The 23,471-nt window shown below is 66.5% G+C and carries 24 protein-coding genes; 12 read left to right on the forward strand and 12 right to left on the reverse strand.

The window, feature by feature from the left end; all coding sequences use genetic code 11:
• Window positions 1–60: 60 nt before the first annotated feature.
• The 6 genes from ACM0PK_RS00530 to ACM0PK_RS00555 all read right to left on the reverse strand — a co-directional run bounded on the left by ACM0PK_RS00530 (window position 61) and on the right by ACM0PK_RS00555 (window position 7,304).
• Window positions 61–621 carry an NADPH-dependent FMN reductase gene (locus ACM0PK_RS00530; RefSeq protein WP_049410520.1) on the reverse strand — a complete coding sequence of 187 codons (561 nt, stop codon included), beginning with the start codon at window positions 619–621 and terminating at the stop codon, window positions 61–63.
• A gap of 66 nt (window positions 622–687) precedes the next feature.
• Window positions 688–2,631, reverse strand: a complete 1,944-nt coding sequence (asnB, locus tag ACM0PK_RS00535) for an asparagine synthase (glutamine-hydrolyzing) (RefSeq protein WP_414607311.1) — start codon at window positions 2,629–2,631, stop codon at window positions 688–690.
• A 3-nt stretch (window positions 2,632–2,634) separates the two neighbouring features.
• The gene (locus tag ACM0PK_RS00540) at window positions 2,635–4,914 is read right to left on the reverse strand and encodes a transketolase C-terminal domain-containing protein (protein WP_414607312.1); all 2,280 of its coding nucleotides are present in this window, start codon (window positions 4,912–4,914) and stop codon (window positions 2,635–2,637) included.
• A 61-nt stretch (window positions 4,915–4,975) separates the two neighbouring features.
• The gene (locus ACM0PK_RS00545; protein WP_414607313.1) at window positions 4,976–5,632 is read right to left on the reverse strand and encodes a glutathione S-transferase family protein; all 657 of its coding nucleotides are present in this window, start codon (window positions 5,630–5,632) and stop codon (window positions 4,976–4,978) included.
• Window positions 5,633–5,787: 155 nt separating this feature from the next.
• The gene (locus ACM0PK_RS00550; protein WP_061477983.1) at window positions 5,788–6,336 is read right to left on the reverse strand and encodes a GNAT family N-acetyltransferase; all 549 of its coding nucleotides are present in this window, start codon (window positions 6,334–6,336) and stop codon (window positions 5,788–5,790) included.
• Between the two features lie 125 nt (window positions 6,337–6,461).
• Window positions 6,462–7,304 (reverse strand): glycine zipper 2TM domain-containing protein, encoded by an 843-nt coding sequence (locus ACM0PK_RS00555; protein ID WP_414607807.1) that lies wholly within the window; start codon window positions 7,302–7,304, stop codon window positions 6,462–6,464.
• A 163-nt stretch (window positions 7,305–7,467) separates the two neighbouring features.
• Here ACM0PK_RS00555 and ACM0PK_RS00560 point away from each other — a divergent pair, with 163 nt between their 5' ends.
• Window positions 7,468–7,683, forward strand: a complete 216-nt coding sequence (locus tag ACM0PK_RS00560) for a DUF6116 family protein (protein ID WP_005417541.1) — start codon at window positions 7,468–7,470, stop codon at window positions 7,681–7,683.
• On the forward strand, window positions 7,680–8,453 hold the full coding sequence (locus ACM0PK_RS00565; RefSeq protein WP_414607808.1) for a TatD family hydrolase: 774 nt from the start codon (window positions 7,680–7,682) through the stop codon (window positions 8,451–8,453). Before ACM0PK_RS00560 ends, ACM0PK_RS00565 begins: the two co-directional genes overlap by 4 nt.
• Before the next feature lie 77 nt (window positions 8,454–8,530).
• Here ACM0PK_RS00565 and ACM0PK_RS00570 read toward each other — a convergent pair whose 3' ends face one another.
• Entirely contained in the window at window positions 8,531–9,358 is an 828-nt protein-coding gene (locus tag ACM0PK_RS00570) for a tRNA threonylcarbamoyladenosine dehydratase (protein WP_414607809.1), read from the reverse strand.
• Between the two features lie 79 nt (window positions 9,359–9,437).
• Between ACM0PK_RS00570 and ACM0PK_RS00575 the strand changes: the two genes are divergently transcribed.
• Both ACM0PK_RS00575 and ACM0PK_RS00580 read left to right on the forward strand, forming a co-directional pair.
• Window positions 9,438–9,872: a cytochrome c gene (locus ACM0PK_RS00575; RefSeq protein WP_061477985.1), complete on the forward strand. Its 435-nt coding sequence runs from the start codon at window positions 9,438–9,440 to the stop codon at window positions 9,870–9,872.
• A gap of 136 nt (window positions 9,873–10,008) precedes the next feature.
• A complete protein-coding gene (locus ACM0PK_RS00580; protein ID WP_005417545.1) occupies window positions 10,009–10,503 on the forward strand; it encodes a glycine zipper 2TM domain-containing protein in 495 nt (164 codons plus the stop codon).
• 73 nt (window positions 10,504–10,576) lie between these two features.
• Here the strand turns inward: ACM0PK_RS00580 and ACM0PK_RS00585 are convergent, their stop codons facing one another.
• The gene (locus ACM0PK_RS00585; RefSeq protein WP_005417546.1) at window positions 10,577–10,786 is read right to left on the reverse strand and encodes a cold-shock protein; all 210 of its coding nucleotides are present in this window, start codon (window positions 10,784–10,786) and stop codon (window positions 10,577–10,579) included.
• 235 nt (window positions 10,787–11,021) lie between these two features.
• Between ACM0PK_RS00585 and ACM0PK_RS00590 the strand changes: the two genes are divergently transcribed.
• The 3 genes from ACM0PK_RS00590 to arsC all read left to right on the forward strand — a co-directional run bounded on the left by ACM0PK_RS00590 (window position 11,022) and on the right by arsC (window position 13,121).
• Complete coding sequence (locus ACM0PK_RS00590; protein ID WP_005417547.1) at window positions 11,022–11,507, forward strand: DUF456 domain-containing protein; 486 nt, start codon at window positions 11,022–11,024, stop codon at window positions 11,505–11,507.
• Window positions 11,508–11,625: 118 nt separating this feature from the next.
• Window positions 11,626–12,780 (forward strand): phospholipase A, encoded by a 1,155-nt coding sequence (locus ACM0PK_RS00595; RefSeq protein ID WP_005417552.1) that lies wholly within the window; start codon window positions 11,626–11,628, stop codon window positions 12,778–12,780.
• Window positions 12,780–13,121, forward strand: coding sequence for an arsenate reductase (glutaredoxin) (gene arsC, locus ACM0PK_RS00600; protein WP_061477988.1), 342 nt, complete (start codon window positions 12,780–12,782; stop codon window positions 13,119–13,121). Before ACM0PK_RS00595 ends, arsC begins: the two co-directional genes overlap by 1 nt.
• A gap of 73 nt (window positions 13,122–13,194) precedes the next feature.
• On the opposite strand, the gene ACM0PK_RS00605 is transcribed toward arsC, so the two are convergent.
• The 3 genes from ACM0PK_RS00605 to ACM0PK_RS00615 form a co-directional block, all read right to left on the reverse strand.
• Window positions 13,195–13,830: a glutathione S-transferase family protein gene (locus ACM0PK_RS00605; RefSeq protein ID WP_414607810.1), complete on the reverse strand. Its 636-nt coding sequence runs from the start codon at window positions 13,828–13,830 to the stop codon at window positions 13,195–13,197.
• Window positions 13,831–13,888: 58 nt separating this feature from the next.
• A complete protein-coding gene (locus tag ACM0PK_RS00610; protein WP_414607811.1) occupies window positions 13,889–14,227 on the reverse strand; it encodes a hypothetical protein in 339 nt (112 codons plus the stop codon).
• A 122-nt stretch (window positions 14,228–14,349) separates the two neighbouring features.
• Window positions 14,350–15,867, reverse strand: a complete 1,518-nt coding sequence (locus ACM0PK_RS00615) for a fumarate hydratase (RefSeq protein WP_005417564.1) — start codon at window positions 15,865–15,867, stop codon at window positions 14,350–14,352.
• A gap of 146 nt (window positions 15,868–16,013) precedes the next feature.
• Here ACM0PK_RS00615 and ACM0PK_RS00620 point away from each other — a divergent pair, with 146 nt between their 5' ends.
• The 4 genes from ACM0PK_RS00620 to ACM0PK_RS00635 all read left to right on the forward strand — a co-directional run bounded on the left by ACM0PK_RS00620 (window position 16,014) and on the right by ACM0PK_RS00635 (window position 20,550).
• A complete protein-coding gene (locus ACM0PK_RS00620; RefSeq protein ID WP_414607812.1) occupies window positions 16,014–16,910 on the forward strand; it encodes an RNA polymerase sigma-70 factor in 897 nt (298 codons plus the stop codon).
• A 35-nt stretch (window positions 16,911–16,945) separates the two neighbouring features.
• Window positions 16,946–17,395, forward strand: coding sequence for a carboxymuconolactone decarboxylase family protein (locus tag ACM0PK_RS00625; protein WP_414607813.1), 450 nt, complete (start codon window positions 16,946–16,948; stop codon window positions 17,393–17,395).
• 423 nt (window positions 17,396–17,818) lie between these two features.
• A complete protein-coding gene (locus tag ACM0PK_RS00630) occupies window positions 17,819–19,690 on the forward strand; it encodes an ABC transporter ATP-binding protein (protein WP_414607814.1) in 1,872 nt (623 codons plus the stop codon).
• An 80-nt stretch (window positions 19,691–19,770) separates the two neighbouring features.
• On the forward strand, window positions 19,771–20,550 hold the full coding sequence (locus ACM0PK_RS00635) for a ferredoxin--NADP reductase (RefSeq protein ID WP_414607815.1): 780 nt from the start codon (window positions 19,771–19,773) through the stop codon (window positions 20,548–20,550).
• 94 nt (window positions 20,551–20,644) lie between these two features.
• Here ACM0PK_RS00635 and ACM0PK_RS00640 read toward each other — a convergent pair whose 3' ends face one another.
• Window positions 20,645–21,124: a glutathione peroxidase gene (locus ACM0PK_RS00640; protein ID WP_252745093.1), complete on the reverse strand. Its 480-nt coding sequence runs from the start codon at window positions 21,122–21,124 to the stop codon at window positions 20,645–20,647.
• A gap of 130 nt (window positions 21,125–21,254) precedes the next feature.
• On the opposite strand from ACM0PK_RS00640, the gene ACM0PK_RS00645 reads away from it, so the two are divergent.
• On the forward strand, window positions 21,255–23,423 hold the full coding sequence (locus ACM0PK_RS00645) for a M3 family metallopeptidase (RefSeq protein ID WP_414607816.1): 2,169 nt from the start codon (window positions 21,255–21,257) through the stop codon (window positions 23,421–23,423).
• Window positions 23,424–23,471: the final 48 nt, after the last annotated feature.

Here is a 23,471-nt window from a genome sequence, read left to right on the forward strand (position 1 = left end):
GCAGATCAACGCCCCGGGGTCGGATCCCCTTCGACGCAGGGGACTCTGACCCCGCAGGCGTCAATCGCCCTTGACGTGCACTGCGATCAACGCCAGGAACCGGTCCACGTAGCCCTGCAGGAACTTCTGCGTGCCTTCGTTGTGGATCGTGCCGTCGGCATCGATCAGGCCGTCCTTGAAGTGGATGAATGCCTCGGGCTGGCCCAGCACATGCATGTCCAGGAAGGCCAGGCTGTTGCGCAGGTGCTGCTGGGCCACGGCGGTACCGATCTGGCCGATGGAGGCGCCGATCACCGCCGCCGGCTTGCCGGCAAACGCACTGTCACCGTACGGGCGCGATCCGATATCGATGGCGTTCTTGAGCACGCCAGGCACCGACCGGTTGTACTCGGGTGTCACGAACAGCACCGCGTCGGCGGCGCGCACCTGGTCCTTCAGCCGGGTGCCCTGCGGCGGATAATCGGCGTCGAAATCCTGGTCGTACAACGGTAGATCGCCGATCTGCACGTACTGGAAGCGCGCGCGATCACCGGCGAGCTTCTCCAGCGCATGAGCCAGCTTGCGGTTGCAGGAATCCTTGCGCAGGCTGCCAACGAACACGGCGATGGTGGGGACGGACATCGGGACATACTCCTCACGGTGCGGGAGGCCCAGCCTAGTCGCCAGGCCCGTGCCATCCAGTGAAGATCAGCCGCCGGTCACGCCGGTCCGCGCCTGCCGCCAATGCGCCTGCCAAGCCTGGAACATCAGCACGTTCCACAGGTGGGTATGCCACTTGCGCTGCCCCCCCAGGAACTGCTGCCACAGCGGCTGCACCGCCGCCGCCGACAGCACGCCCTCACGCTCCAGCCGCGCCGGCTGCAGCAGGTCCTCGGCCCAGGGCCGCAGGTCGCCCTTCAACCAGTCACTGACCGGTGCGCCAAAACCGCGCTTGGGACGGTGCACCATTGAATGCGGCACGTAACGGCCCAGCACGCTCTTGAGCAGCACCTTGCTGGTCGTCTCACTGCGCTTGAAGCCCAGCGGCAGCGACCAGGCGAACTCGGCCACGCGCCAGTCCAGCAATGGCGCGCGTGCCTCCAGGCTGACCGCCATCGAGGTCCGGTCGACCTTGCATAACAGGTCGTCCGGCAGGTAGGTCACGAAATCGGCCAGCATCATCGCGTCGGCCGATGTGCCCGCGCCATGCAGCGGATCGGCCAAGTCGTAGAAGCTGCCGGCGGCCTGCGCGCCGGGCACCGCCGCGGCCGGGTCGCGCCAGCGCGAGATGCGGTTGCGGTAGACGTCGCCGATGCCACGTGCGCCGGTCTCGGCCAGCAGCGCGGCCAGGCCACCGGTCCGCGAGGCCTCGCCCTGCTGCTGCGAGCGTGCGCCCATCCACCGCCGCAGCGGCCCCGGCACGCGTCCGAGCATCTGCCAGTTGCGCAGCGCGCGTACATACCGGGTGTAGCCGAAGAACAGCTCGTCGCCACCGTCGCCGGACAGCGCGACGGTCACGCCCTGCCGCGCCAGCCGTGCGACCAGCGCGGTCGGCACCTGCGACGCATCGGCAAAAGGTTCATCGAACATCGCCGGCAACTGCGGCACCACCGCCAGCGCGTCGGCGCCACTGACGTACAACTCGGTGTGATCACAGCCGAGGTGAGCCGCCAGCTCCCTGGCCAGCGGTGCTTCGTCATGTCCCGAGTCGGTGAAGCCGATACTGAAACTATGCACCGGCTGTCCGCTCTGCGCCTGCATCAGCGCCGCCACCAGCGACGAGTCCGTGCCGCCGGACAGGAATACGCCGACCGGCACGTCGGCCACCATGCGCAGCGCCACCGCATCGCGCAGCAGCGTGTCCAGCTGTTCCTCGGCCTCCTCGATGCGGCCCTGGAACGGGGCAGCCAACGCCGCCTGCATGCGTGCGCGCGCATCCCAGTACGGGCGCTGCGCCTGCTCCGGGCGGTGTGCCGCGGCGCCTGCGGCCACAGCCGCTGCATCCAGCCGCAGCACCCGGCCCGGCATCAGCTTGTAGCAGCGCTGGTGGATGCTGTGCGGCGCCGGGATGTAATCCAGCCGCAGCAGCAAGGTGAGCGCATCGCGGTCGATGTCGTTGTCGAACGCCGGGTGTTGCCAGAGCGCCTTCAGTTCCGAACCGAACACCAGCGTGTCGCCGGCCCAGCCGTAGTACAGCGGCTTCTTGCCGACGCGGTCGCGGGCCAGCCACAGGCAACGATCCTGGCGGTCCCACAGCGCGATGGCGAACATGCCGTTGCAGCGCTGCAGGGTATCTTCCACGCCCCACTGCAGGATCGCCGCCAGCAGTACTTCGGTGTCGGAATGGCCGCGGAAGGTGTGCCCCAGCGGCTCCAGCTGTTCACGCAGGGCCGCGAAATTGTAGACCTCGCCGTTGTAGGCCATCACGTAGCGGCCGTCCGCCGAGGCCATCGGCTGGTGGCCCAGCGGGGACAGGTCAAGGATGCTCAGGCGCCGATGCGCCAGCGCGATGCCCGCCTCGGCATCGACCCAGCTGCCGCCATCATCCGGCCCGCGATGGTGCAGCGCCTGGCCCATGGCCAGCGCCTGCGCCTGCAGCGCCTCGGCCGACGCCAGCGGCGCCGGCAACAACATTCCCGCCAATCCACACATGCATCAGGGTTCCTGCGCCAGGTCGAGGGCGGCGCCAATCACCGCATTGTCGCTTGGAAGCCCGAACATTGCTGCCCCTGCCAGTGGCGTGTAGGTGTCGGCGCCACAGACGCGGCGCAGCGGCAGGTGACCAAAGCCGGCCTCGACCAGCGCCGTGACCACGCCCTCACCCACTCCGCCGCTGTGGCGGCCTTCGTCCAGCACCAGCACCCGCCGCGCGCTCGCGGCCTGGGCCGCGATGAAGCCGGCGTCCAACGGTACCAGCCAGCGCAGGTCGACCACCCGCACCTGCCAGCCCAGCTGCTGCTCGATCGCCCGCGCCGCGCGCAACGCCATCGGCACGCCATTGCCATAGGTGTAGATCACCAGGTCTCCGGCCTCCGGTGCATAGACCCGGCCCTCGCCCGGCACCAGCGCCTGGCCCTGTGCCGGGTAGTCGAACAGCCACTGGCCATCCCCCGCTTCGTGCAGGTCCTTGCTCATGTACAGCGCGATCGGCTCCAGGAACACCGCCACGCGCCCATCCACCCGCGCCAGTGCAGCCAGCGTGCGCAGCATCATCACCGCATCGTCGCCGCGCGAGGGGCAGCCGACCACCAGCCCGGGGATGTCGCGCAACGCGGTGATCGAGTTGTCGTTGTGGAAGTGCCCGCCGAAACCCTTCTGGTAGCCCAGCCCGGCCACCCGTACCAGCATCGGGTTGCGGTACTGGTCGTTGGAGAAGAACTGCAGCGAACAGGCTTCACCACGCAGCTGGTCGATGGCGTTGTGCAGGTAGGCCAGGTACTGGATCTCCGGAACCGGCAGCATGCCCAGGTTGGCCAGGCCCTGCGCCATGCCCAGGATCATGGTTTCATCCAGCAGCGTGTTGAACACCCGGCGTGGGCCGAAGCGGCGCAGCAGATCCTTGGTGACGGTGTACACACCGCCCTTCTGAGCCACGTCCTCGCCGAACAGCAGGCTCTGCGGATACTTCGCAAGCAGTTCCAGCAGGCCGTGGTTGATCTGGATCGCAAGGTGCCGTGGCGCCTGTCGTTCCGGCAAGGCCTCGGCACCGCCATAGAGTGCCTCGCGCGCTTCGTCGGCGACCTCGCGCCGGGCTTCGGCCTGCACCGCCGCGGGCGTATAGGGTGCCAATGGCGCCATGACCTCCTGCAGCGACTGCAGCTTCGCACGGCCTTCGGCATCGGCAGCGGCGGCCATGCAGCGCGCGCGCATCGTCTCGTAGGCCACTTCGATGGCGGCTGCATCCATCCAGCCCGATTCCAGCGCGATCTGCGCCGAGCGCAACAGCGGATCCTGCGCCTCGGCCGCGCACAATTCCGGCAATGCACGCCATTCCACCTCGAAGTCGGTGCCGGCGTGGCCCATCAGGCGCGTGGTGTGCAGATGCAGGAAGGTCGGTCGCCGCGTCCGCCGGCAGTGGTCCGCTGCGGCCTGCACCTGGGCGTGCCCGGTGGCCAGGTCGAGGCCATCGGCAAAGAAGTAGTCCAGCCCTGGCTGGTGGCTGAAGCGCTCGGCAATCCAGCCGTCCGGCGTCTTCACCGAGATGCCCAGCCCGTTGTCCTCGCAGACGAACAGGATTGGCGCCGGCAGTTTCTGGTAGGCCGCCCACATCGCGGTGTTGAATGCGGTCTGCGCAGTGGCATGGTTGGCCGAGGCGTCGCCGAACGAGCACAGCACGATGCTGTCGGCCGGAATGGGAAGCGCATGGCCCAGCCGCTTGCCACTCTCGATGGCCAGCGCGGTGCCCAGCGCTTTCGGCAGGTGCGAAGCGATCGTCGAGGTCTGCGGCAATACCCACAATGGCTTGCTGCCCCACACCTTGTGCCGGCCGCCACTGGCCGGGTCATCGGCGCTGGCCGCGAATGAAAGCGCCGCATCGCGCAACGGGTCGATGCCCGGCACCTGGCGCGAGCGCTCGACCATGAAGGCGCCGGAGCGATAGTGCAGGAATGCGGGGTCGGTATGTCGGCAGGCCCGCGCCAGCAGCGCGTTGCCTTCATGGCCGGACGACCCGATGGTATAGAAGACCTTGTTCTGCACGCGCAATACGCGCGCCATCAGGTCCAGCTGGCGGCTGGCCAGCTGGGAATCGAACAGCTCACCGAAGGCCGCAGCGCTGAGCGTGCTGCCCGGCAGGATCGGCGCGTCCGGCGCAGGACGTGCGCGCGGTGCGCCTCGCCAGCCACGCACCGCGTCGAGGAAATTGGCGTCGCATACTTCGGCGCGGTTGAGCACGCGCATGCGCGCAGGAATCGGATCTGGAACCACAGCAAACATCGAACACCCTCCGTGTCGTTGTTGCATTCCACCCGGCAACGCCGGGCGCTACCCTGTGGGATCAGGCAGCCTCGAAGCGCGCGCGCACCTCGGCGGTCACCGCTGGCATCGCCACGAAGCGCGGCTGCGCGCGCACGCGCTGCAGCCAGGCGCGCACTTCCGGGAAGGGCGCCAGGCTGATGCCGCCCTCGCCTGCCACGTCGGTATAGGCGAACAGCGCAATGTCGGCGATACCGTATGCTCTGCCGGTGAACCACTGCGCTTCGCGCAGGTGCTGCTCCATCACTGCCAGCGCGGTGGCGGCACGCTCGTGCAGGCGTGGCAGTTCAGCACGGCGCGGTGAATCGGGCGGTGTCCAGCCGCGGATGAAGCGCGCTACCGCCACGCATGGCTCGTGCGTGTACTGCTCGAAGAACATCCAGCTCAATGCCTGCGCACGTTCCCAACCGTCAGTGGGCAGGTAGGGCGTCCCTTCGGCCAACCAGAACAGGATCGCATTGGATTCAGTCAACACGCGACCATCGTCGCGGACGATCAACGGCACCTTGGCGTTGGGATTGAGCGCGAGGAACTCGGCGGTGTGGGTCTGGCCATGGGCACTGTCCACTTCCACCCAGCGGTAGCGGCTGCCGAGCTGCTCCAGCAGCAGGCGGACCTTGTGGCAATTGCCGGACACCGACATGCCATGCACCGTCAACGGGACGCGCTCTTCCACCATTGCCTGATTCCTCGGATCCGGCCGGCGGCCAGCTGCACGCAGTCTGGCAAGCCCGCCGGTGAATGCCAAGCGCGGATGCAGCATGCGGACAATCTGTAGAGCCGAGCCCATGCTCGGCTGCTGTGCGCCAAATGCAGCCGAGCATGGGCTCGGCTCTACAACGGCGAACGGCGCTGGCGCCATTGTTCGCGCGACTGGCCCCAGATCTGCATCGGCTTGTCGTTGTACGGCGGCGGCAATTCACCCATGCGCAGCAGCGTGCTGCCGAGCTTGCGCGCGACCGCCCTCGAGTTGTCGTTGTTCTCGGCGATGGTGTGGATCACCTCGTCCCAGCCCAGCGTGTCGAATGCCCAGTCGATGGCGGCAACCGCCGCTTCCGGTGCATAGCCCCGGCCCCAGCTCGCATGCCGAATACCCCAGCCGACCTCGGTTCCAGGCCAGTCCTGCGGCTGCCACGGTCCCATCCGGCCGATCCAGTCACCGCTGGATTTCTCGATCACGCTGAACATCGAGAAGCCGAACAGCTGCCAGGCACCGGCCAGGCTGCAGAAGCCGCGCCATGCCACCGAGGGCGGTTGAACACCCCCCAGGGTGCGCATCGTTTCCTCGTCGGCACAGAATGCCAGGTACGGTTCGTAGTCCTCGCGCAGCAGCGGGCGCAGGATCAGCCGCTCGGTTTCCAGGCGCAGGTCGAAGATGCTCATGCCGACTCCTTGTCGAAGGGGGCGTCCATCATGGTCGATTCCCTTTGCCCACGGATGAATGCCCGTGCGCACAACGAAACGGGCCGGCATGAGCCGGCCCGTCGGGTGCAGCAGGGTGTTCTGGATTACTGGCGCGTGGCCGCAGTGGCGCCGGCAGCAGCGGTCTGCGTGACCAGCTGGCCATCGACCACCGGCAGGCGATCGCTGGCCGGCTTGTAGTCCATGCGCACGGTCTTCTCGGCGCCATCATAGCGATAGGTCACGTTGTAGCCCTTCACCACATCATTGGTACCCATGGCGATGCGGCTGCCCGGCTTGCTGGCCATGCGCATGGTGCCGGTGGTGCCGTCCTCGTTGCGATAGGTCACGTTGTAACCGGTGACGCGGCTCGACTCGGACGTTGCGGTTTCGGTGTGGCACTGGCGCTCGGTACGATTGACCACGCGACCGCCCACATGGCGCTTGTCGATCTGGTTGCCGATGAAGCCACCGGCCACCGCACCGGCTGCGGTCGCGGCCTTCTTGCCGTTGCCGCCACCGACCTGGTTGCCGAGCAGGCCACCCACCACCGCGCCGACCACGGTACCGCCAACGTTGCCATCACGCTCTGGCAGGCGTTCCTGCACCGTCACGTCCTGGCAGACCTCGTGCGGGGTCTGGGTGGTGGAGGTCTCGCGCACCGGATCGGTGCCGATCACGGTGGCATAGGCCTTCTGCTTCTCGGTGATCGGGTCGACCTTCAGCACATCGGCATATTCCAGCCCGCGCGGCGCCGACGGGTCGAGCTTGTCACCACGTACGCCATCGTCTGTGGCGTTGCCATCGACCAGGCGCGACTCGCCATTGGGGGTTGCGGCGCTGATGGAGTCGGGCGAGCGGTCGCCACTCTTCATGAAGGCGGCGGTGGCGATGCCACCAACCAGCAGCGCGCCCGCTGCGACCAGGACAGTTGTAGTTGTGCTTTTCATGACCTGCTCCTTGCGGACCATCCGCAACGTTCTCGGGACAGATTGCAGCATGCGCTGCCTGAACGGAATCTCCACATTTCCTGCTCATTCCTGTAACCCATTCAGCATCGGGAAATGCAGGGCCCGTGATAGCGTTTGCATATTCCCCACGAGGATCCCCGCCATGGCCAACCCGATGCTGCTGCCAGTACTGCAGTGGGCGCGCCGGCTGCGCTACCCCACCCTGTTCAAGCTCACCGCCGGTCTGTTCGTGCTGACGCTGTTCATCCCGGACCCGATCCCGTTCATCGATGAGCTGGTGCTGGGCTTCGGCACGCTGCTGCTGGCCAACTGGAAGAGCCGCAATGCCACCACGCCACCGCCGCTGGAACAGCGTTGAGCGTGCTGATCGACAGCCACTGTCATCTCGACGCGAGCGCGTTCGACCCTGACCGTGCCGCGGTGATCGAGCGGGCGCAGGCCGTGGGTGTACGCCAACAGGTGGTGCCAGCGGTCACCGCTGCCAGCTGGCCGAAACTGCGCGAGGTCTGCCAGCAGGCGCCCGGGCTGTACCCGGCCTTCGGCCTGCACCCGATGTTCCTGGCCGATCACCAGCCTGGGCACCTGCCACTGCTGCGCCAGTGGATCGAGCGCGAACGCCCTTGCGCGATCGGCGAATGCGGGCTGGACTTCTTCGTCGAAGGACTGGATGCCGAGGCTCAACAGGCATATTTCATCGGCCAATTGGAACTGGCCCGTGAGTTCGAGCTGCCGGTGATCGTGCACGCGCGACGCGCGGTGGATGCGGTGATCGCCGCGATCCGCCGCATCGGCGGCCTGCGCGGCGTGGTGCACAGTTTTTCCGGCAGCCCCCAACAGGCCGCGCAACTGCACAGGCACGGCTTCCTGCTGGGCCTTGGCGGTCCGCTGACCTACGAGCGGGCGCAGCGCCTGCAACGGCTGGTACGCGGAATGCCGCTGGAGCAGCTGCTGCTGGAAACCGACGCGCCCGACCAGCCCGACGCAGGGGTCCGCGGCCAGCGCAACGAACCGGCACGGTTGGCAACCATTGCCCGGCACGTGGCCGCGCTGCGCGGAATGGAGCTGGAGGCCCTGGCACAGGCCACGACAGAGAATGCGCGGCGGCTGTTCGCGCTGCCGGCGAACTGAGGGTAGTGCCGGCCGCCGGCCGGCAACTCCGGAATGATTCGATCAGCGCGGATGCCAGCCAGCGGCCGGCACTACCGTCACGCGTCGGCGTGATCCTCGACCACTTCGGCCTTCACCTTCTTCGGCTCCAGCAGCATCTCCAGCGCCTTGCCGACCGCCGCGAAGGCGAAGGCACCGGTGATGTGGGTTGCCGCACCGAGGCCTGCGCCACAGTCCAGTTTCAATGCAGCATCCGCACCCAGGTTCGGACGAATGCCGCAGACGCTGCCATCGGCCTGCGGGTACTTCACATTCTCCAGCGAATACACCGCCGGCACGCCGAAATAGCGCTTGGCGTTCTTCGGGAAGTTGAACTCGCTGCGCAGCTTCTTGCGGATCAGCGCCAGCATGGCGTCGTGCTCGGTGCGCGAGACATCGCGGATACGTACCAGGGTCGGGTCCGTGCGGCCACCGGCAGCGCCGACGGTCAGCAGCGGCAGCTTGCGGCGACGACACCAGGCGATCGTCTCGACCTTGACCCGGAAGCTGTCGCAGGCGTCGATCACCAGGTCGAACCCGCGGTCCAGCAGCTCAGCCATGTTGGACATCGTCAGGAATGCCTGCACGGCATCGACGTCGATCCCCGGGTTGATCGCACGGCAGCGCTCGGCCATCGCCTCGGCCTTGTTGCGCCCGTAATTGCCTTCCATCGCCGGCAGCTGCCGGTTGGTGTTGGACACGCAGATGTCGTCGGCATCGATCAGGGTCAGATGGCCGACCGCCGAACGGGCCAGCGCCTCCACCACCCACGAGCCGACGCCGCCCATGCCGACCACCGCCACGCGGCTGCCCTGCAGGCGCTCGAGCGCACCCACGCCATACAGCCGTTCGATGCCGGCGAAGCGTTGTTTGACCTGTTCGTTCATCGGGCTATTTTAACGTGCAGCTGCCAGCGCCCAAAGCACGCCGGCGTTGAACCCACCGTTGCACGCCCGGAGAGGCCGCATGAACGCCAGCCCGCCCCGCCGCCTGTCCCCTGCCCATCGCTACCTGTTCGTACTGTGCCTGGGCCTGCTGATCGGCCTGGTCGCCACGGTGATGGTAGGCCGCGCCCTGCAGGCGCGTCGCGACCCGTTCCCGGACAGCCTGATGCAGGTGATGCAGCGGCAGTCGCAGCTGCTGCAGCAGGCTCAGCAGCAGAACCGCTGCAGCCTGGCCGACAGCGTGCCGCGGCTGCAGGCACTACGCCTGTTGTCCAATGACCTGGACCTGGCGTTCCCCGGGCTGAAGGACAGCACGCAGTTCCAGCAGCACGCCAGCCGACTTCGCGGCAACCTCAACACTGCGCTGGCTGCACCGCCAGGCGACTGCAGGGCCTTGGCCCAGCTCGTGGAAACGCTGCAGGCCGATTGCCGGGCCTGCCACCAGGATTTCCGCTGAGGCGCGTTCATCCTGCAGCCGGGCATCGGGTGCGTGGTTGGCGCGTTGTTCACGTTCAAAGGGAGAGGATTCGTCCACCCTGCTGCATGACGCAGCACCACCCAACATACCCGCCTTCACGGCCAGGAGACGCCCCATGAAGATCCAGCTCATCGCCGCCAGCGCCATCGCTACCCTCGCGCTGGCCGGTTGTGCCACCTCGCCCGGTTACAGTGGCGGTGGTTACAACAACGGCTACAACAACGGCGGCTACGGCAACAACGGCGGCTACAACCAGGGCCGCTGCGCGGACTGTGGCATCGTCACCCGCATCAACACCGTGCCCTCGGGCCGCACCGCGCCCAGCGCGACCGGCGCGATCCTCGGCGGCATCGTTGGCGCCGTGGCCGGCCATGAAATCTCCGACCACACCGGTGGCAGCCGTGGCAACAAGAACATTGCCGCCGCTGCAGGCGCAGTCGGTGGCGCCCTGGCCGGCAACCAGATCCAGAAGAATGTGACCAGCGATACCTACGACATCAGCGTGCGCATGGATGATGGCCGCACCATCGTGGTCAACCAGCGTGACCTGGGTGGCATCCGTGAGAACACCTATGTGCGCGTGGTCAACGGCAAGGTCATCCTGCGCTGACCTGCAGCGGGCCAAAGGCAAAGAAAAAGGCCCGCTTGCGCGGGCCTTTTTTCATGCCGACGGACGGCAGGTGTTACATCGGCTGGACCTTGTCAGCCTGCAGGCCCTTCTGGCCCTGCACGACTTCAAAGCTCACACTCTGGCCTTCCTTGAGGCTCTTGAAGCCCTGGGTCTCGATGGCGCGGAAGTGCACGAACACGTCCTCGCCATTCTGCCGGCTGATGAAGCCGAAGCCCTTCGCATCATTGAACCACTTTACGGTACCGGTCTCGCGATCAGCCATCTCACTAACTCCCTTTGACTCTCTCTTGTTGTTGGAAACGCCTGGTGGGCGGCTGACAAGCAAGGGGGAAGCGAGGTGCATCGATGCAGCGGATCGGGAAGATCTTGCTTCATCAGGCCACGATCCACGGTGACCTTGCCAAGCTCAGCGACTGCAACTTAACCCGGCCAAAACGAAAAAGCAACTGGCAAAATCTTTCACTGTCAACCCCAAAACGGACTCCATACGGGACAGCATGGGACTCTCATTCATCTTGTATCTGCTAGCGGTAATTTTTGTCCTGATAGGCATCGCCGGCATCATCCTGCCGGCCCTCCCGGGCATCCCGCTGGTGTTCATCGGACTGCTGCTGGCCGCCTGGGCCGACGGCTTTGCCCACGTCGGCTGGCCTACCCTGGTCGCGCTTGGGGTACTGACCCTGCTTTCGCTGCTGGTGGACGTGCTGGCCACGGTGGTCGGCGCGCAGCGTGTCGGTGCCAGCCGCAAGGCGCTGTGGGGAACCTTCGTCGGCAGCATCGTCGGCCTGTTCTTCATGCCCATCGGCCTGTTCGCCGGACCGCTGGTCGGTGCCCTGCTCGGCGAGTACTGGCACACCCGCGAACTCGGCCGCTCGACCAGGGTCGGTCTGGCCACCTGGCTCGGCATCCTGCTTGGCCTGGCACTGAAACTGGCGGTTGTGATCGCGATGCTGGGCCTGTTCGCGTTCGCCTGGTTCTTCTGAGCCACCGGGCCTTCACGCCACGCGCACGCTGTGACCGTGCATAAACCGTGGGGCTGGCCGCGATCCGGCACAGCCGCCACACTGTGTGATTCCCGAATTCATCGAAGGGCCTGCTGCAATGACCCTCCCCACGCTGTCTCCCCGTCTGGCGCCGCTGGCGCTTGCCCTGGCCAGTGCACCGCTGGCTGCGCAGGAGTTCGCGCCTACCGCCGATACCTCACCGGCCGCCTGCGCGGCAATTACCACCGACGCGGCCCGGCTGGCCTGCTATGACCGCCTGTTCGGGCATACCCCGGAGGCTACCGCCGCCGCTGATGCTGCCGCCGAAGCGGCTGCACAGGCCCGCCGCGAAGAACGGCAGACCGCGCGCGTGAGCCAGGGCGAGGAAAAGCTGCGCGAGCGGGTGAGCGACCTGTTCCGCCCGGCGACGCCGGACAGCGCGCTGGCCAACGCCGGCCGCGGTTCGCTGCTGGACAGCCGCTGGGAACTGGCCGAGGACTCCAAGCTGGGGCCGTTCCAACTGCGCGCCTACAAGCCGGTGTACCTGCTGCCCGCCTTCTGGACCAGCGATCGCAACACCATGCCGCACTCGCCGAACCCGGCCAACAGCGTAACCACCCCGCAGGTACTCGACAGTGCCGAGCTGAAGTTCCAGATCAGCTTCAAGACCAAGATCGTCGAGAACCTGTTCGGCGACAACGGCGACATCTGGGCTGGCTACACCCAGAGTTCGCGCTGGCAGGCCTACAACAGCGAGGATTCGCGCCCGTTCCGCGAAACCAATTACGAGCCGGAAGTGATGATGGTGTTCCGCAACGGCTACTCGATCGGTGGCTGGCGCGGGCGCATGACCGGCATCGCGCTGAACCACCAGTCCAATGGCCGCGCCGACCCGCTGTCACGCAGCTGGAACCGGGTCATGCTCAACATCGGCCTGGACCGCGAGAACTGGGCGCTGGTGCTGCGTCCCTGGTACCGCATTCCCGAAAGCCGCAGCGAAGACAACAATCCGGACATCGAGGATTACATGGGCCGCGGCGACGCCACCCTGACCTGGAACCGCAATGGGCATGAGGTCTCGCTGATGGCGCGCCATTCACTGCGTACCGGAAGCCGTTCGCACGGTGCGCTGCAGCTGGACTACGGCTTCCCGATCAGCAACCTGCTGCGTGGCCATGTGCAGGTCTTCGACGGCTACGGCGAAAGCCTGATCGACTACAACCACAAGGCCACCTATGTGGGTGTGGGCGTGTCTCTGCTGGAGTGGTTCTGATGGACGTGACGATCTGGCACAACCCGGCCTGCAGCAACTCGCGCGGCGCACTGAAGCTGATCCGCGATGCGGGCTTCGAGCCGGTGGTGATCGACTACCTGGGCAACCCGCCGGACGCAGCCACGCTGCGCCAGGTACTGGCCGAATCCCGGCTGCACGCACAGGAACTGGTACGCAGCAAGGAGGCGCTGTTCGCCGAACTGGGCCTGGACGGCGCCGACGACGCCACGCTGCTGGCGGCGATGAGCGAACACCCCCGTTTGATCAATCGCCCCGTGGTGCGCACGGCCAAGGGCACGCGGCTGTGCCGCCCACCGGAAACAGTGCTGGAGATCCTGTAACCCGAAAAAGGGGGCAGAGGGAATTAAGTCGTTTGTGCACAAACGACTTAATTCCCTCCGTCCCCTTTTTTGGTTACCGCCAGTCGGTGATGCCTTCGCGGCGGTAGACCTCGGCGAACGCCGGGCGCGCCTTCATCGAGGTGGCATGCGCCTTGAGCACCGGCCAGGTATCACTAGGTCTGGGCATGTTGCGCGACCAGCGCATCAGCATCACCAGCATGTAGTCGACCACGCAGGGCCTGGCGCCCAGCAGGTACGGGCCGTGCGCCTGCAGGTGAGCGGCAACGTGCTGCCAGGCCGCTTCGAGCCGCTGACGCGCCCTCTCGCGGCTGGCCTCGACGTTCGCCTGGCCGGCCATTTCATGCGGATAGAACCAGGCCCGATAGGCCGGCTGCAGCGTATTGGCACACCAGAACATCCAGCGGTAGGCATCGCCTCGCTGCGGCGTGCCCGGCACCGGGAGCAGGCCGGCCTCCGGGTGGCGATCGGCCAGGTACAGGGCGATGGCCGCCGCTTCGGTCAGTACCAGGCCATCGATCAACAGTGTCGGCACCACACCGGCCGGATTGAGCGCCAGGTACTGCGCCGCCTTGTGCTCGCGCGCGTCGAAATCCAGCAGCACCAGTTCATGCTCGATGCCGAGCTCGATCAGCAGCCAGTGCACGACCAGCGCGGCGGTACTGGTCGAACCATACAGCGTGGTGCTCATGCGGAAGATCCTGTGCGGGTGGATCAGCCGATTATGCGCCCACGCGCGCGATCATTGCTCAGCCGCAGCTGCTCATGCAGGAATCCCGGCGCTCGCCACAGGACATCATCGGCGCGCGCATCGCGCAGTCGTGCGTCTTCAGTTCGCAGGCACGGCGCAGGTCCGGATTGTCCACGTCCTTGCAGCGCTTGTCCGGCGCCGGCACCATCTGCTGCTCGCAGTTGCTCTGGCGGCTGCCGAGGGAGTCATTCTGCGCCATGCAGCTGCGATAGCCGGCCTGGCACTGCACGCGGCATTGCGCCGATGCGGGGAAATCCGCGCCTTCGTACGACGCCGGGGTGCTGCAACCGGCCAGGGCCAGCAGCACGCCTACCACGATGAACCGATGCAGGGCCATGGACACGTCCTGTGCGAGGGTGTTCCGACCGTAGCAGATCAACCGCTACCGGAACATCAATATTTTTGCCCACACAACAACGGCGCCACAGGGGCGCCGTTGTCTGGTCCGGGATGGAGGGCTTACTCCACCACCACCGGAATCTTGCCGATGCGGGCCTGCCATTCGCGCGGGCCGGTCTTGTGCACCGATTCGCCGGTGGAATCCACCGCCACGGTCACGGGCATGTCTTGCACGGTGAACTCGTAGATCGCTTCCATGCCCAGGTCGGCGAAGCCAACGACCTTGGCCGCCTTGATCGCCTTCGACACGAGGTAGGCCGAACCACCAACGGCCATCAGGTAGGCCGACTTGTGCTTCCTGATCGCCTCGATGGCGGCCGGGCCGCGCTCGGCCTTGCCGACCATGCCCAGCAGGCCGGTCTGTGCCAGTACCTGCTCGGTGAACTTGTCCATGCGGGTCGCCGTGGTCGGGCCGGCCGGGCCCACCACTTCGTCGCGCACCGGATCGACCGGGCCGACGTAATAGATGAAGCGGCCCTTCAGGTCGACCGGCAGTTCCTCGCCCTTGTTGAGCATGTCGACCATGCGCTTGTGCGCGGCATCGCGGCCGGTCAGCAGCTTGCCGTTGAGCAGCAGGGTCTGGCCCGGCTTCCAGCTGGCCACGTCTTCCGGGGTGATCGTGTCCAGGTCCACCCGGGTGCCCTTGGACGCGTCATAGGTCAGCTTCGGCCAGTCTTCCAGCGACGGCGGGTCCAGCATCACCGGGCCACTGCCATCCAGGGTGAAGTGCGCATGGCGGGTGGCGGCGCAGTTCGGGATCATCGCCACCGGCAGGTTGGCCGCATGGGTCGGATAGTCGTTGATCTTGATGTCCAGCACAGTGGTCAGGCCGCCCAGGCCCTGCGCGCCGATGCCCAGCGCATTGACCTTCTCATACAACTCCAGGCGCAGCTCCTCGATGCGGTTGGAGGCACCACGGGCCTGCAGCTCGGTGATGTCGATCGGTTCCATCAGCGCCTCCTTGGCCAGCAGCATCGCCTTCTCGGCGGTGCCACCGATGCCGATGCCGAGCATGCCCGGCGGGCACCAGCCGGCGCCCATGGTCGGCACGGTCTTCAGCACCCAGTCGACGATGGAGTCGGACGGGTTGAGCATGGCGAACTTGGTCTTCGCTTCCGAACCACCGCCCTTGGCGGCAACGATGACGTCGACCTTGTTGCCCGGCACCACCTTGACGTTGACCACGCCCGGGGTGTTGTCCTTGGTATTGATCCGCTTGCCGGCCGGATCAGCCAGCACCGAGGCGCGCAGCTTGTTGTCCGGATGCATGTAGGCGCGGCGAACGCCCTCATTGGCCATGTCTTCCACGCCCATGGTGGCGTCATCCCAACGCACGTCCATGCCGATTTCCAGGAACACGGTGACGATGCCGGTGTCCTGGCAGATCGGGCGGTGGCCTTCGGCGCACATCCGCGAATTGATCAGGATCTGGGCCATCGCTTCCTTCGCGGCCGGCGACTCCTCGCGCTCGTACGCGGCGGCGAGGTTCTTGATGTAGTCGACCGGGTGGTAGTACGAGATGTACTGCAGCGCGTCGGCGATGGACTGGATGAGGTCTTCCTGCTTGATCGATGTCACGGCTTGCTCGCTTGCTCGAGGCTGGCGGGGGTAATCCGCCCATTTTACCCCCTCCCCCGGCCCCGGGGTGGTCGTGCTGGTCGCTGGCCGGCAAGATTCCCTCGACGCTCTGTCACGACACGCGCCACTGCGGCGTCCTTGCCCACATGAACGCCGAAACCGTTTTCCAGACCCACCGCCCGCGCCTGATGGCGCTGGCCTATCGCCTGCTCGGCAGCCGCGCCGACGCCGAAGACGTGGTCCAGGACGCCTGGCTGCGCTGGTCCGGCGCCGATCCGGCCAGCGTCCGCGACCCCGAGGCGTGGCTGGTCACCACCACCACCCGGCTCGGCCTGGACCGGCTGCGCGCGGCCAGGCGCGAGCGCGTGCACTATGTTGGCCCGTGGCTGGCTGAACCGCTGGCGGTCACCCTGGAGCCCGACCCGGCACCCGGACCGGCCCAACTGCATGCGCTGGCCAACGACGTCTCGGTCGCCTTCCTGACCCTGCTCGAACAGCTCGGCCCCGAGGAACGCGCCGCGTTCCTGCTGAAGGAGGCCTTCGACCACGACTACCGTAAGATCGCCGAGCTGATCGGCCACAGCGAAGCCAACTGCCGGCAGCTGGTGCATCGCGCCCGGCAGCGCCTGCAGGCCGGACGGCCGCGCTTCAACGTCGATGCCATCCAGCACCGGCAGTTGCTGACGCACTTCATGGATGCCTCGCAGCGCGGCGACAGCGAGGCGATCCAGGCCCTGCTGCACGCCAACGCGCTGCTGGTCTCCGACGGCGGCGGCGTGGTTACCGCCGCGATCCGCCCGCTGCTGGGCGCCGAGCGCATCGGCCGCCTGTTCTGGGCCATCGCGCGCCGCGGCGCGGTGCATCCGGCCCAGCTGGGCTACGTCAACGGCGAACCGGCGATCCTGCGCTTCCAGGGCGACCGCCTGCACTCGATCACCACCATCGAGGTGGTCGATGGCCGCATCGCCAACGTGTACAGCGTGCTGAATCCAGAAAAATTGCCGAAGGTTGTCACGCACCACAACGCTGCGGCGTCCTTGTGATGAAGGCGGCCATCGTGGCCGCCGTGGAGCCCACGATGTCCGATCACACCTCCCCCCGCGTCCCCTACACCCGCCTGGCCGCCGAGGCCTTCAAGGGCCTGCTGGCCACCAGCCAGGCGGTGCATGACAGCTCGATTGATCCGACCCTGATGGAACTGGTGTTCCTGCGCGTGTCGCAGCTCAACGGCTGCGGCTACTGCATGGACATGCACGGCACGGCGCTGCGCAAGGGCGGCATCGAGCCGCGCAAGCTGGACACCCTGCCCGCCTGGCACGAAAGCCGCTTCTTCGATGTCCGCGAACGTGCGGCACTGGGCTGGGCCGAGGCGCTGACCCGGCTGACCGAGGGTGCGCCGTCGCAGGCGGCGTTCGATGCACTGGCACCGCACTTCGATGAGAAGGGCATCAGTGACCTGAGCATGGGCATCGCGGTGATCAACGCCTGGAACCGCCTCGGTGCGGGGTTGCTGCCGCCGCTGCCGTAACGGGGGGCTGGCCGGGCTGCCGCCCGGCACCCGCAGAGGCAACAACCAGAGCAACATCAAAAGCCGGCGCTACTGTGGGTTGGCGGGGTGGATCAGGTCGCAGGGGACGCTGCAAGTACGTCCAGGTAAGCTCGGTCGCCGCATCCATGCGGCTCACGCCGCTGCGACCTCACCCACCCCGCCTTCGATAGTTCACTGGAGCTGCTGGTAGGTGTCGACCTCGGTCGACACGGTAGATCCACGCCACGCGTGGATGCGGGAGGGTCGGATCCCTTCGCTTCGCGAAGGGCTCTGACCCCACCAGCCTGGATCGGGTCAGAGCCCTTCGCGTGGCGAAGGGATCTGACCCCGGTGCTGACCCCGGTGCCGGCCACACGGCTGCACTGACCCCCTCTGCACGTAGCAGGCGCGCACAATACGCGCATGCCTGCTTCCCCCACCGCTGGCGCTGCCGCCGCGAAGAAACCCAGCCTGCGCCAGCGCTTCAGGGCGATGCGCAATCTGCCGCCGTTCCTGCGCATGGTGTGGCAGACCAGCCCCGCGCTCACCCTGGCCAGCCTGGGGCTGCGCCTGATCCGTGCCCTGCTGCCGGTGGCGATGCTGTACGTCGGCAAGCTGATCATCGACAGCGCCCTGCACCTGAGCCAGCACGATGCCGGCTACCCGCCGCTGGGCGAGGCGCTGTCCAGCGGCCTGCTCAATCCACTGCTGGGCCTGCTGGCACTGGAATTCGGCCTGGCCATCGCCTCGGACCTGCTCGGCCGGCTGGTCAGCTACGCCGACGCTCTGCTTTCCGAACTGTTCGCCAACGCCACCAGCATCCGCCTGATGGAACACGCCGCGACGCTGGACCTGGAGGATTTCGAAGACCCGGACCTGCAGGACAAGCTGGACCGTGCGCGGCGCCAGACCATGGGCCGGATGAACCTGATGAGCCAGCTGTTCGGCCAGGTGCAGGACGCGATCACCGTGGCCAGCCTCGCCGTCGGCCTGCTGGTCTACGCGCCGTGGCTGATCCTGCTGCTGGCGCTGGCACTGGTGCCGGCCTTCATCGGCGAATCGCACTTCAACGCGGCCGGCTACAGCCTCAACTTCCAGTGGACGCCCGAGCGCCGCCAGCTCGACTACCTGCGCCAGCTGGGCGCCAGCGTGGAAACGGCCAAGGAAGTGAAGATCTACAACCTGCACCGCTTCCTGGTGGAGCGCTACCGGCGCCTGTCGGTGGCATTGTTCCAGGCCAACCGCGCCCTGGCACGGCGCCGCGCGTTCTGGGGCACGCTGCTGGCTGCGCTGGGCACGCTGGGGTATTACACCGCCTACGCCTACATCGCATGGCGCACGGTGCGCGGGGACTTCTCGATCGGCGACCTGACCTTCCTCGCCGGCAGCTTCCTGCGCCTGCGCCAGCTGCTGGAAGGCCTGCTGATCGGCTTCTCGCAGGTGGCCAGCCAGGCGCTGTACCTGGATGACCTGTTCTCGTTCTTCCAGATCCAGCCGGAAATCCATTCGCGCGATGGGGCCTTGCGCGTGCCGCAACCGATCCGCCAGGGCTTCGTATTCGAGAACGTCGGCTTCTGCTACCCCGATGCCGAACAGTGGGCGGTGCGCCATCTGGATTTCCAGCTGCACGCCGGCGAAGTGCTGGCCCTGGTCGGCGAGAACGGTGCCGGCAAGACCACCCTGGTAAAACTGCTGGCACGGCTGTACGAGCCGGACGAAGGCCGCATCCTGCTCGACGGCCGCGACCTGCGCGATTACGACCTGGATGACCTGCGCGCCAACCTCGGGGTGATCTTCCAGGACTTCGTGCGCTACAACCTCAGCGCCGGCGAGAACATCGGCGTCGGCCAAGTCGAGGCGATGGACGACCAGGCACGCATCGCTGACGCGGCGCGACGCGGCATGGCCGAGGAAGTCATCGACGACCTGCCCGGCGGCTACGACCAGCAGATCGGCCGCCGCTTCAAGCAGGGCGTGGACCTGTCCGGTGGCCAATGGCAGAAGATCGCCATTGCCCGCGCATGGATGCGCAATGCGCAGGTGATGATCCTGGATGAGCCAACAGCAGCGCTGGATGCCCGCAGTGAGTTCGAGGTGTTCCAGCGGTTCAGGGAACTGGCGGATAATCGCACCGCAGTACTGATTTCCCACCGTTTTTCCTCGGTACGCATGGCCGACCGCATCCTGGTGCTGGCCGATGGCCGGATCGAGGCCAGCGGCACCCATGCGCAGCTGATGGCGCAGGGCGGCCGCTATGCCGAGCTGTTCGAGCTGCAGGCGGCGGGTTACCGCTGAGAACGCCTCTCGTTCCGCCCAATGAGAACTTGTCTCATTTGAGATAGAATCACCCCCGACGACTTTCGATAGATACGCCCATGTCCTCCGCTTTCGGCGCCGAAACGGTGCTTGAGGTCCGTCACTGGACCGATGCCTACTTCAGCTTCACCACCACCCGCGACAGCGGTTTCCGCTTCGAGAACGGCCAGTTCGTGATGATCGGCCTGGAAACCGAGGCGCGACCGCTGCTGCGCGCCTATTCCATTGCCAGTGCCAACTGGGAAGAACAACTGGAGTTCTTCAGCATCAAGGTGCAGGACGGCCCGCTGACCTCGCGCCTGCAGCACATCAAGCCGGGCGACAAGGTACTGGTCGGCAAGAAGCCCACCGGCACCCTGCTGATCAGCGACCTGCATCCCGGCAGGAACCTGTACCTGCTGGGCACCGGCACCGGCCTGGCGCCGTGGCTGTCGGTCATCAAGGACCCGGAAACCTACGAGCGCTTCGAGAAGGTGATCCTGTGCCACGGCGTGCGCTACGAAAAGGACCTGGCCTACCGCGATTACTTCGAGAGGGAACTGCGTGAGCACGAGTTCCTCGGCGAGATGATCGGCGACAAGCTGCTGTACTACCCGGCCGTCACCCGCGAGCCGTTCGCCAACAAGGGCCGCCTGACCCAGCTGATGGAGAGCGGCGAGATGCAGCGCACCCTCGGCCTGCCGGAACTGAGCCCGGAAAACGACCGCGCGATGATCTGCGGCAGCCCGCAGATGCTGGCCGATCTTCGCACCGTGCTCGATGCCCGGGGTTTCCAGGTTTCGCCGCGCATCGGCCAACCGGGCCACTACGTGTTCGAACGCGCGTTCGTCGAGAAATAACCCGTCGCATCTGTAGAGCCGAGCCCGCGCTCGGCTTGCGCGCGGCGCGCGCCCTCGAAGTCAGCCGGAAAAGCAGCCGAGCGTGGGCTCGGCTCTACAGCAGCGCTTCGATCGCGCTGCGCAACTGCTCCGGCCGGGTGGTGGGCGCATGCCGCGACACCACCTGCCCCTGGCGATCGACCAGGAACTTGCTGAAATTCCACTTGATGCGGGCACTGCCGAGCAGGCCACGCTTTTCGTGCGTCATCCAGGCCCACAACGGATCAGCGCCCTCGCCGTTGACCTCGATCTTCTCTGAAAGCGGAAAGCTGACCGGATAGTCCAGCGAACAGAACTGCCGGATCTGCGCCGCGTCCCCCGGCTCCTGCGCGCCGAACTGGTTGCACGGGAAGCCGATCACCACCAGGCCGCGTTCGCGGTAGTCCTGCCACAGCTGTTCCAGCCCGGTGTACTGCGGGGTGAACCCACAGCGGCTGGCGACGTTCACCAGCAGCAACGGGTGGCCCTGATAACGGGCCAGCGCCTGTGGATGGCCGTCGAGGTCACGGAAGCTGAAATCGTAGGCGGTGGTCATGGTGGCGGGCCGAGGGCGGTGAATGCATGGTACCCGCGCCCGGAGCCGGCAACATGCCTTTTGACACAAGTGCGGGCGCCGCCGGCCGGGTTACCCTCGGGCCCTTGTTTGCCTTACCGGAGTTCCTGCCTTGACCACCCGCCTTGCCCTTGCCGTGGCCATGTCCCTCGGCCTTGCCCTGCCCGCCTTCTCGGCCGGCGCCGCCACCCCGGCTGCCAGCACCCATGCCCAGCAGGCCAATCCGTTCTTCGCCGAAAGCCCGCTGCCCCTGCATTATCCGCAGTTCGACAGGATCAAGGACAGCGACTTCGCCCCGGCCTTCGACGCCGGCATGGCGCAGCAGCTGAAGGAAGTGGAAGCGATCGCCAACAACAAGGCCAAGCCGACCTTCGACAACACCATCATCGCCCTGGAAAAGAGCGGTGACATCCTCGACCGCGCGACCACCGTGTTCTTCAGCCTGGTCGGTGCCGATACCAATGACACCCGCAAGAAGCTGCAGGCCGACTACTCGGCGAAGTTCGCCGCGCACAGCGATGCGATCGCGCTGAACGGCAAGCTGTTCGCCCGCATCCAGGCGCTGTACGACACCCGCGGCCAGCTGGGCCTGGACGCCGAAGGCGTACGCCTGGTCGAGAAGTACTACGACAACTACGTGCGCGCCGGTGCCAAGCTGTCCGAAGCCGACAAGGCCAAGCTGAAGGAGATGAACGCCGAGCTGGCCAACCTGGGTACCAAGTTCAGCCAGAACGTGCAGTCGGAAGTGAACGCTTCAGCGATCACCGTCGACGACGTCAAGGAGCTGGACGGCCTGTCCAAGGAGCAGATCGCCGCCGCCGCCGAAGCTGCCAAGGCCCGCGGCCAGGACGGCAAGTACGTGATCACCCTGCTCAACACCACCGGCCAGCCGCCGCTGACCAACCTGGCCAGCCGCGCCCTGCGCCAGAAGATCTACGAAGCGTCGGTCAGCCGTGGCAGCCGTGGCGGTGAGTTCGACAACACCGCGCTGGTCTCGCGCATCATGCAGCTGCGTGCCGACAAGGCCAAGCTGATGGGCTTCCCGAACTTCGCGGCCTACAACCTGACCAACCAGACCGCGAAGACCCCCGAAGCGGTCAACGCGATGCTGGGCAAGCTGGCTCCGGCCGCCGTGGCGAACGCCAAGCGCGAAGCTGCCGACCTGCAGGCGATGATCGACCAGGAACAGAAGGCGGCCGGCAAGCCGACGTTCAAGCTGGAACCGTGGGACTGGGCCTTCTACAGCGAGAAGGTGCGCCAGGCCAAGTACAACTTCGACGAGTCGCAGCTGAAGCCGTACTTCGAAATGAAGAACGTGCTGGAGAACGGCGTGTTCCATGCCGCCAATCTGGAATTCGGCCTGACCTTCAAGCAGCGCACCGACCTGCCGGTCTATCACGATGACGTCACCGTCTACGACGTGTTCGATGCCGACGGCAGCCAGCTGGCGATCTTCATCTTCGACCCGTATGCACGCGCCTCCAAGCGCGGCGGTGCGTGGATGAACTCCTACGTCTCGCAGTCCAAGCTGACCGGCTTCAAGCCGGTGGTCGCCAACCACCTGAACATCCCGAAGCCGCCGGCCGGCCAGCCGACCCTGCTGACCTGGGATGAGGTGAACACCACCTTCCACGAGTTCGGCCACGCCCTGCACGGCATGTTCTCCAACGTGAAGTACCCGTACTTCTCGGGCACCTCGGTGCCGCGTGACTTCGTCGAGTTCCCCTCGCAGGTCAACGAGATGTGGGCTGACAACCCGGTCATCCTGAAGAACTACGCCAAGCACTACCAGAACGGTTCGGCGATGCCGCAGGCGCTGCTGGACAAGGTGCTGGCGGCGGCCAAGTTCAATCAGGGCTTCGCCACCACCGAGTACCTGGGTGCGGCCATGCTGGATCAGCGCTGGCACCAGATCGGCCCGGACCAGGTGCCGGCGGCCAAGGACGTAATGGCCTTCGAGCGCGCCGCACTGGAGAAGGACGGCATCTACTACGCTCCGGTTCCGCCGCGTTACAGGACCCCGTACTTCAGTCACATCATGGGCGGCTATTCGGCCGGCTACTACGCTTACATCTGGTCGGAAGTGCTTGATGCCAACACCCAGAAGTGGTTCAAGGACAATGGCGGCCTGAGCCGCAAGAACGGCGACCACTTCCGTGCCACCCTGCTGTCCAAGGGCGGCAGCGTCGACGCGATGCAGCTGTTCCGCGATTTCGCCGGCCACGAGCCGCAGATCGAACCGCTGCTGGAAAAACGTGGCCTGACCGGCGCCGGCAACTGATCGCCTGCGCGCTAGCGTGAAACGAAAACCGCCCGGGAGACCGGGCGG

It is taken from the genome of Stenotrophomonas sp. FR010 (assembly GCF_047520755.2).
GTDB classification, from domain to species: domain Bacteria; phylum Pseudomonadota; class Gammaproteobacteria; order Xanthomonadales; family Xanthomonadaceae; genus Stenotrophomonas; species Stenotrophomonas sepilia.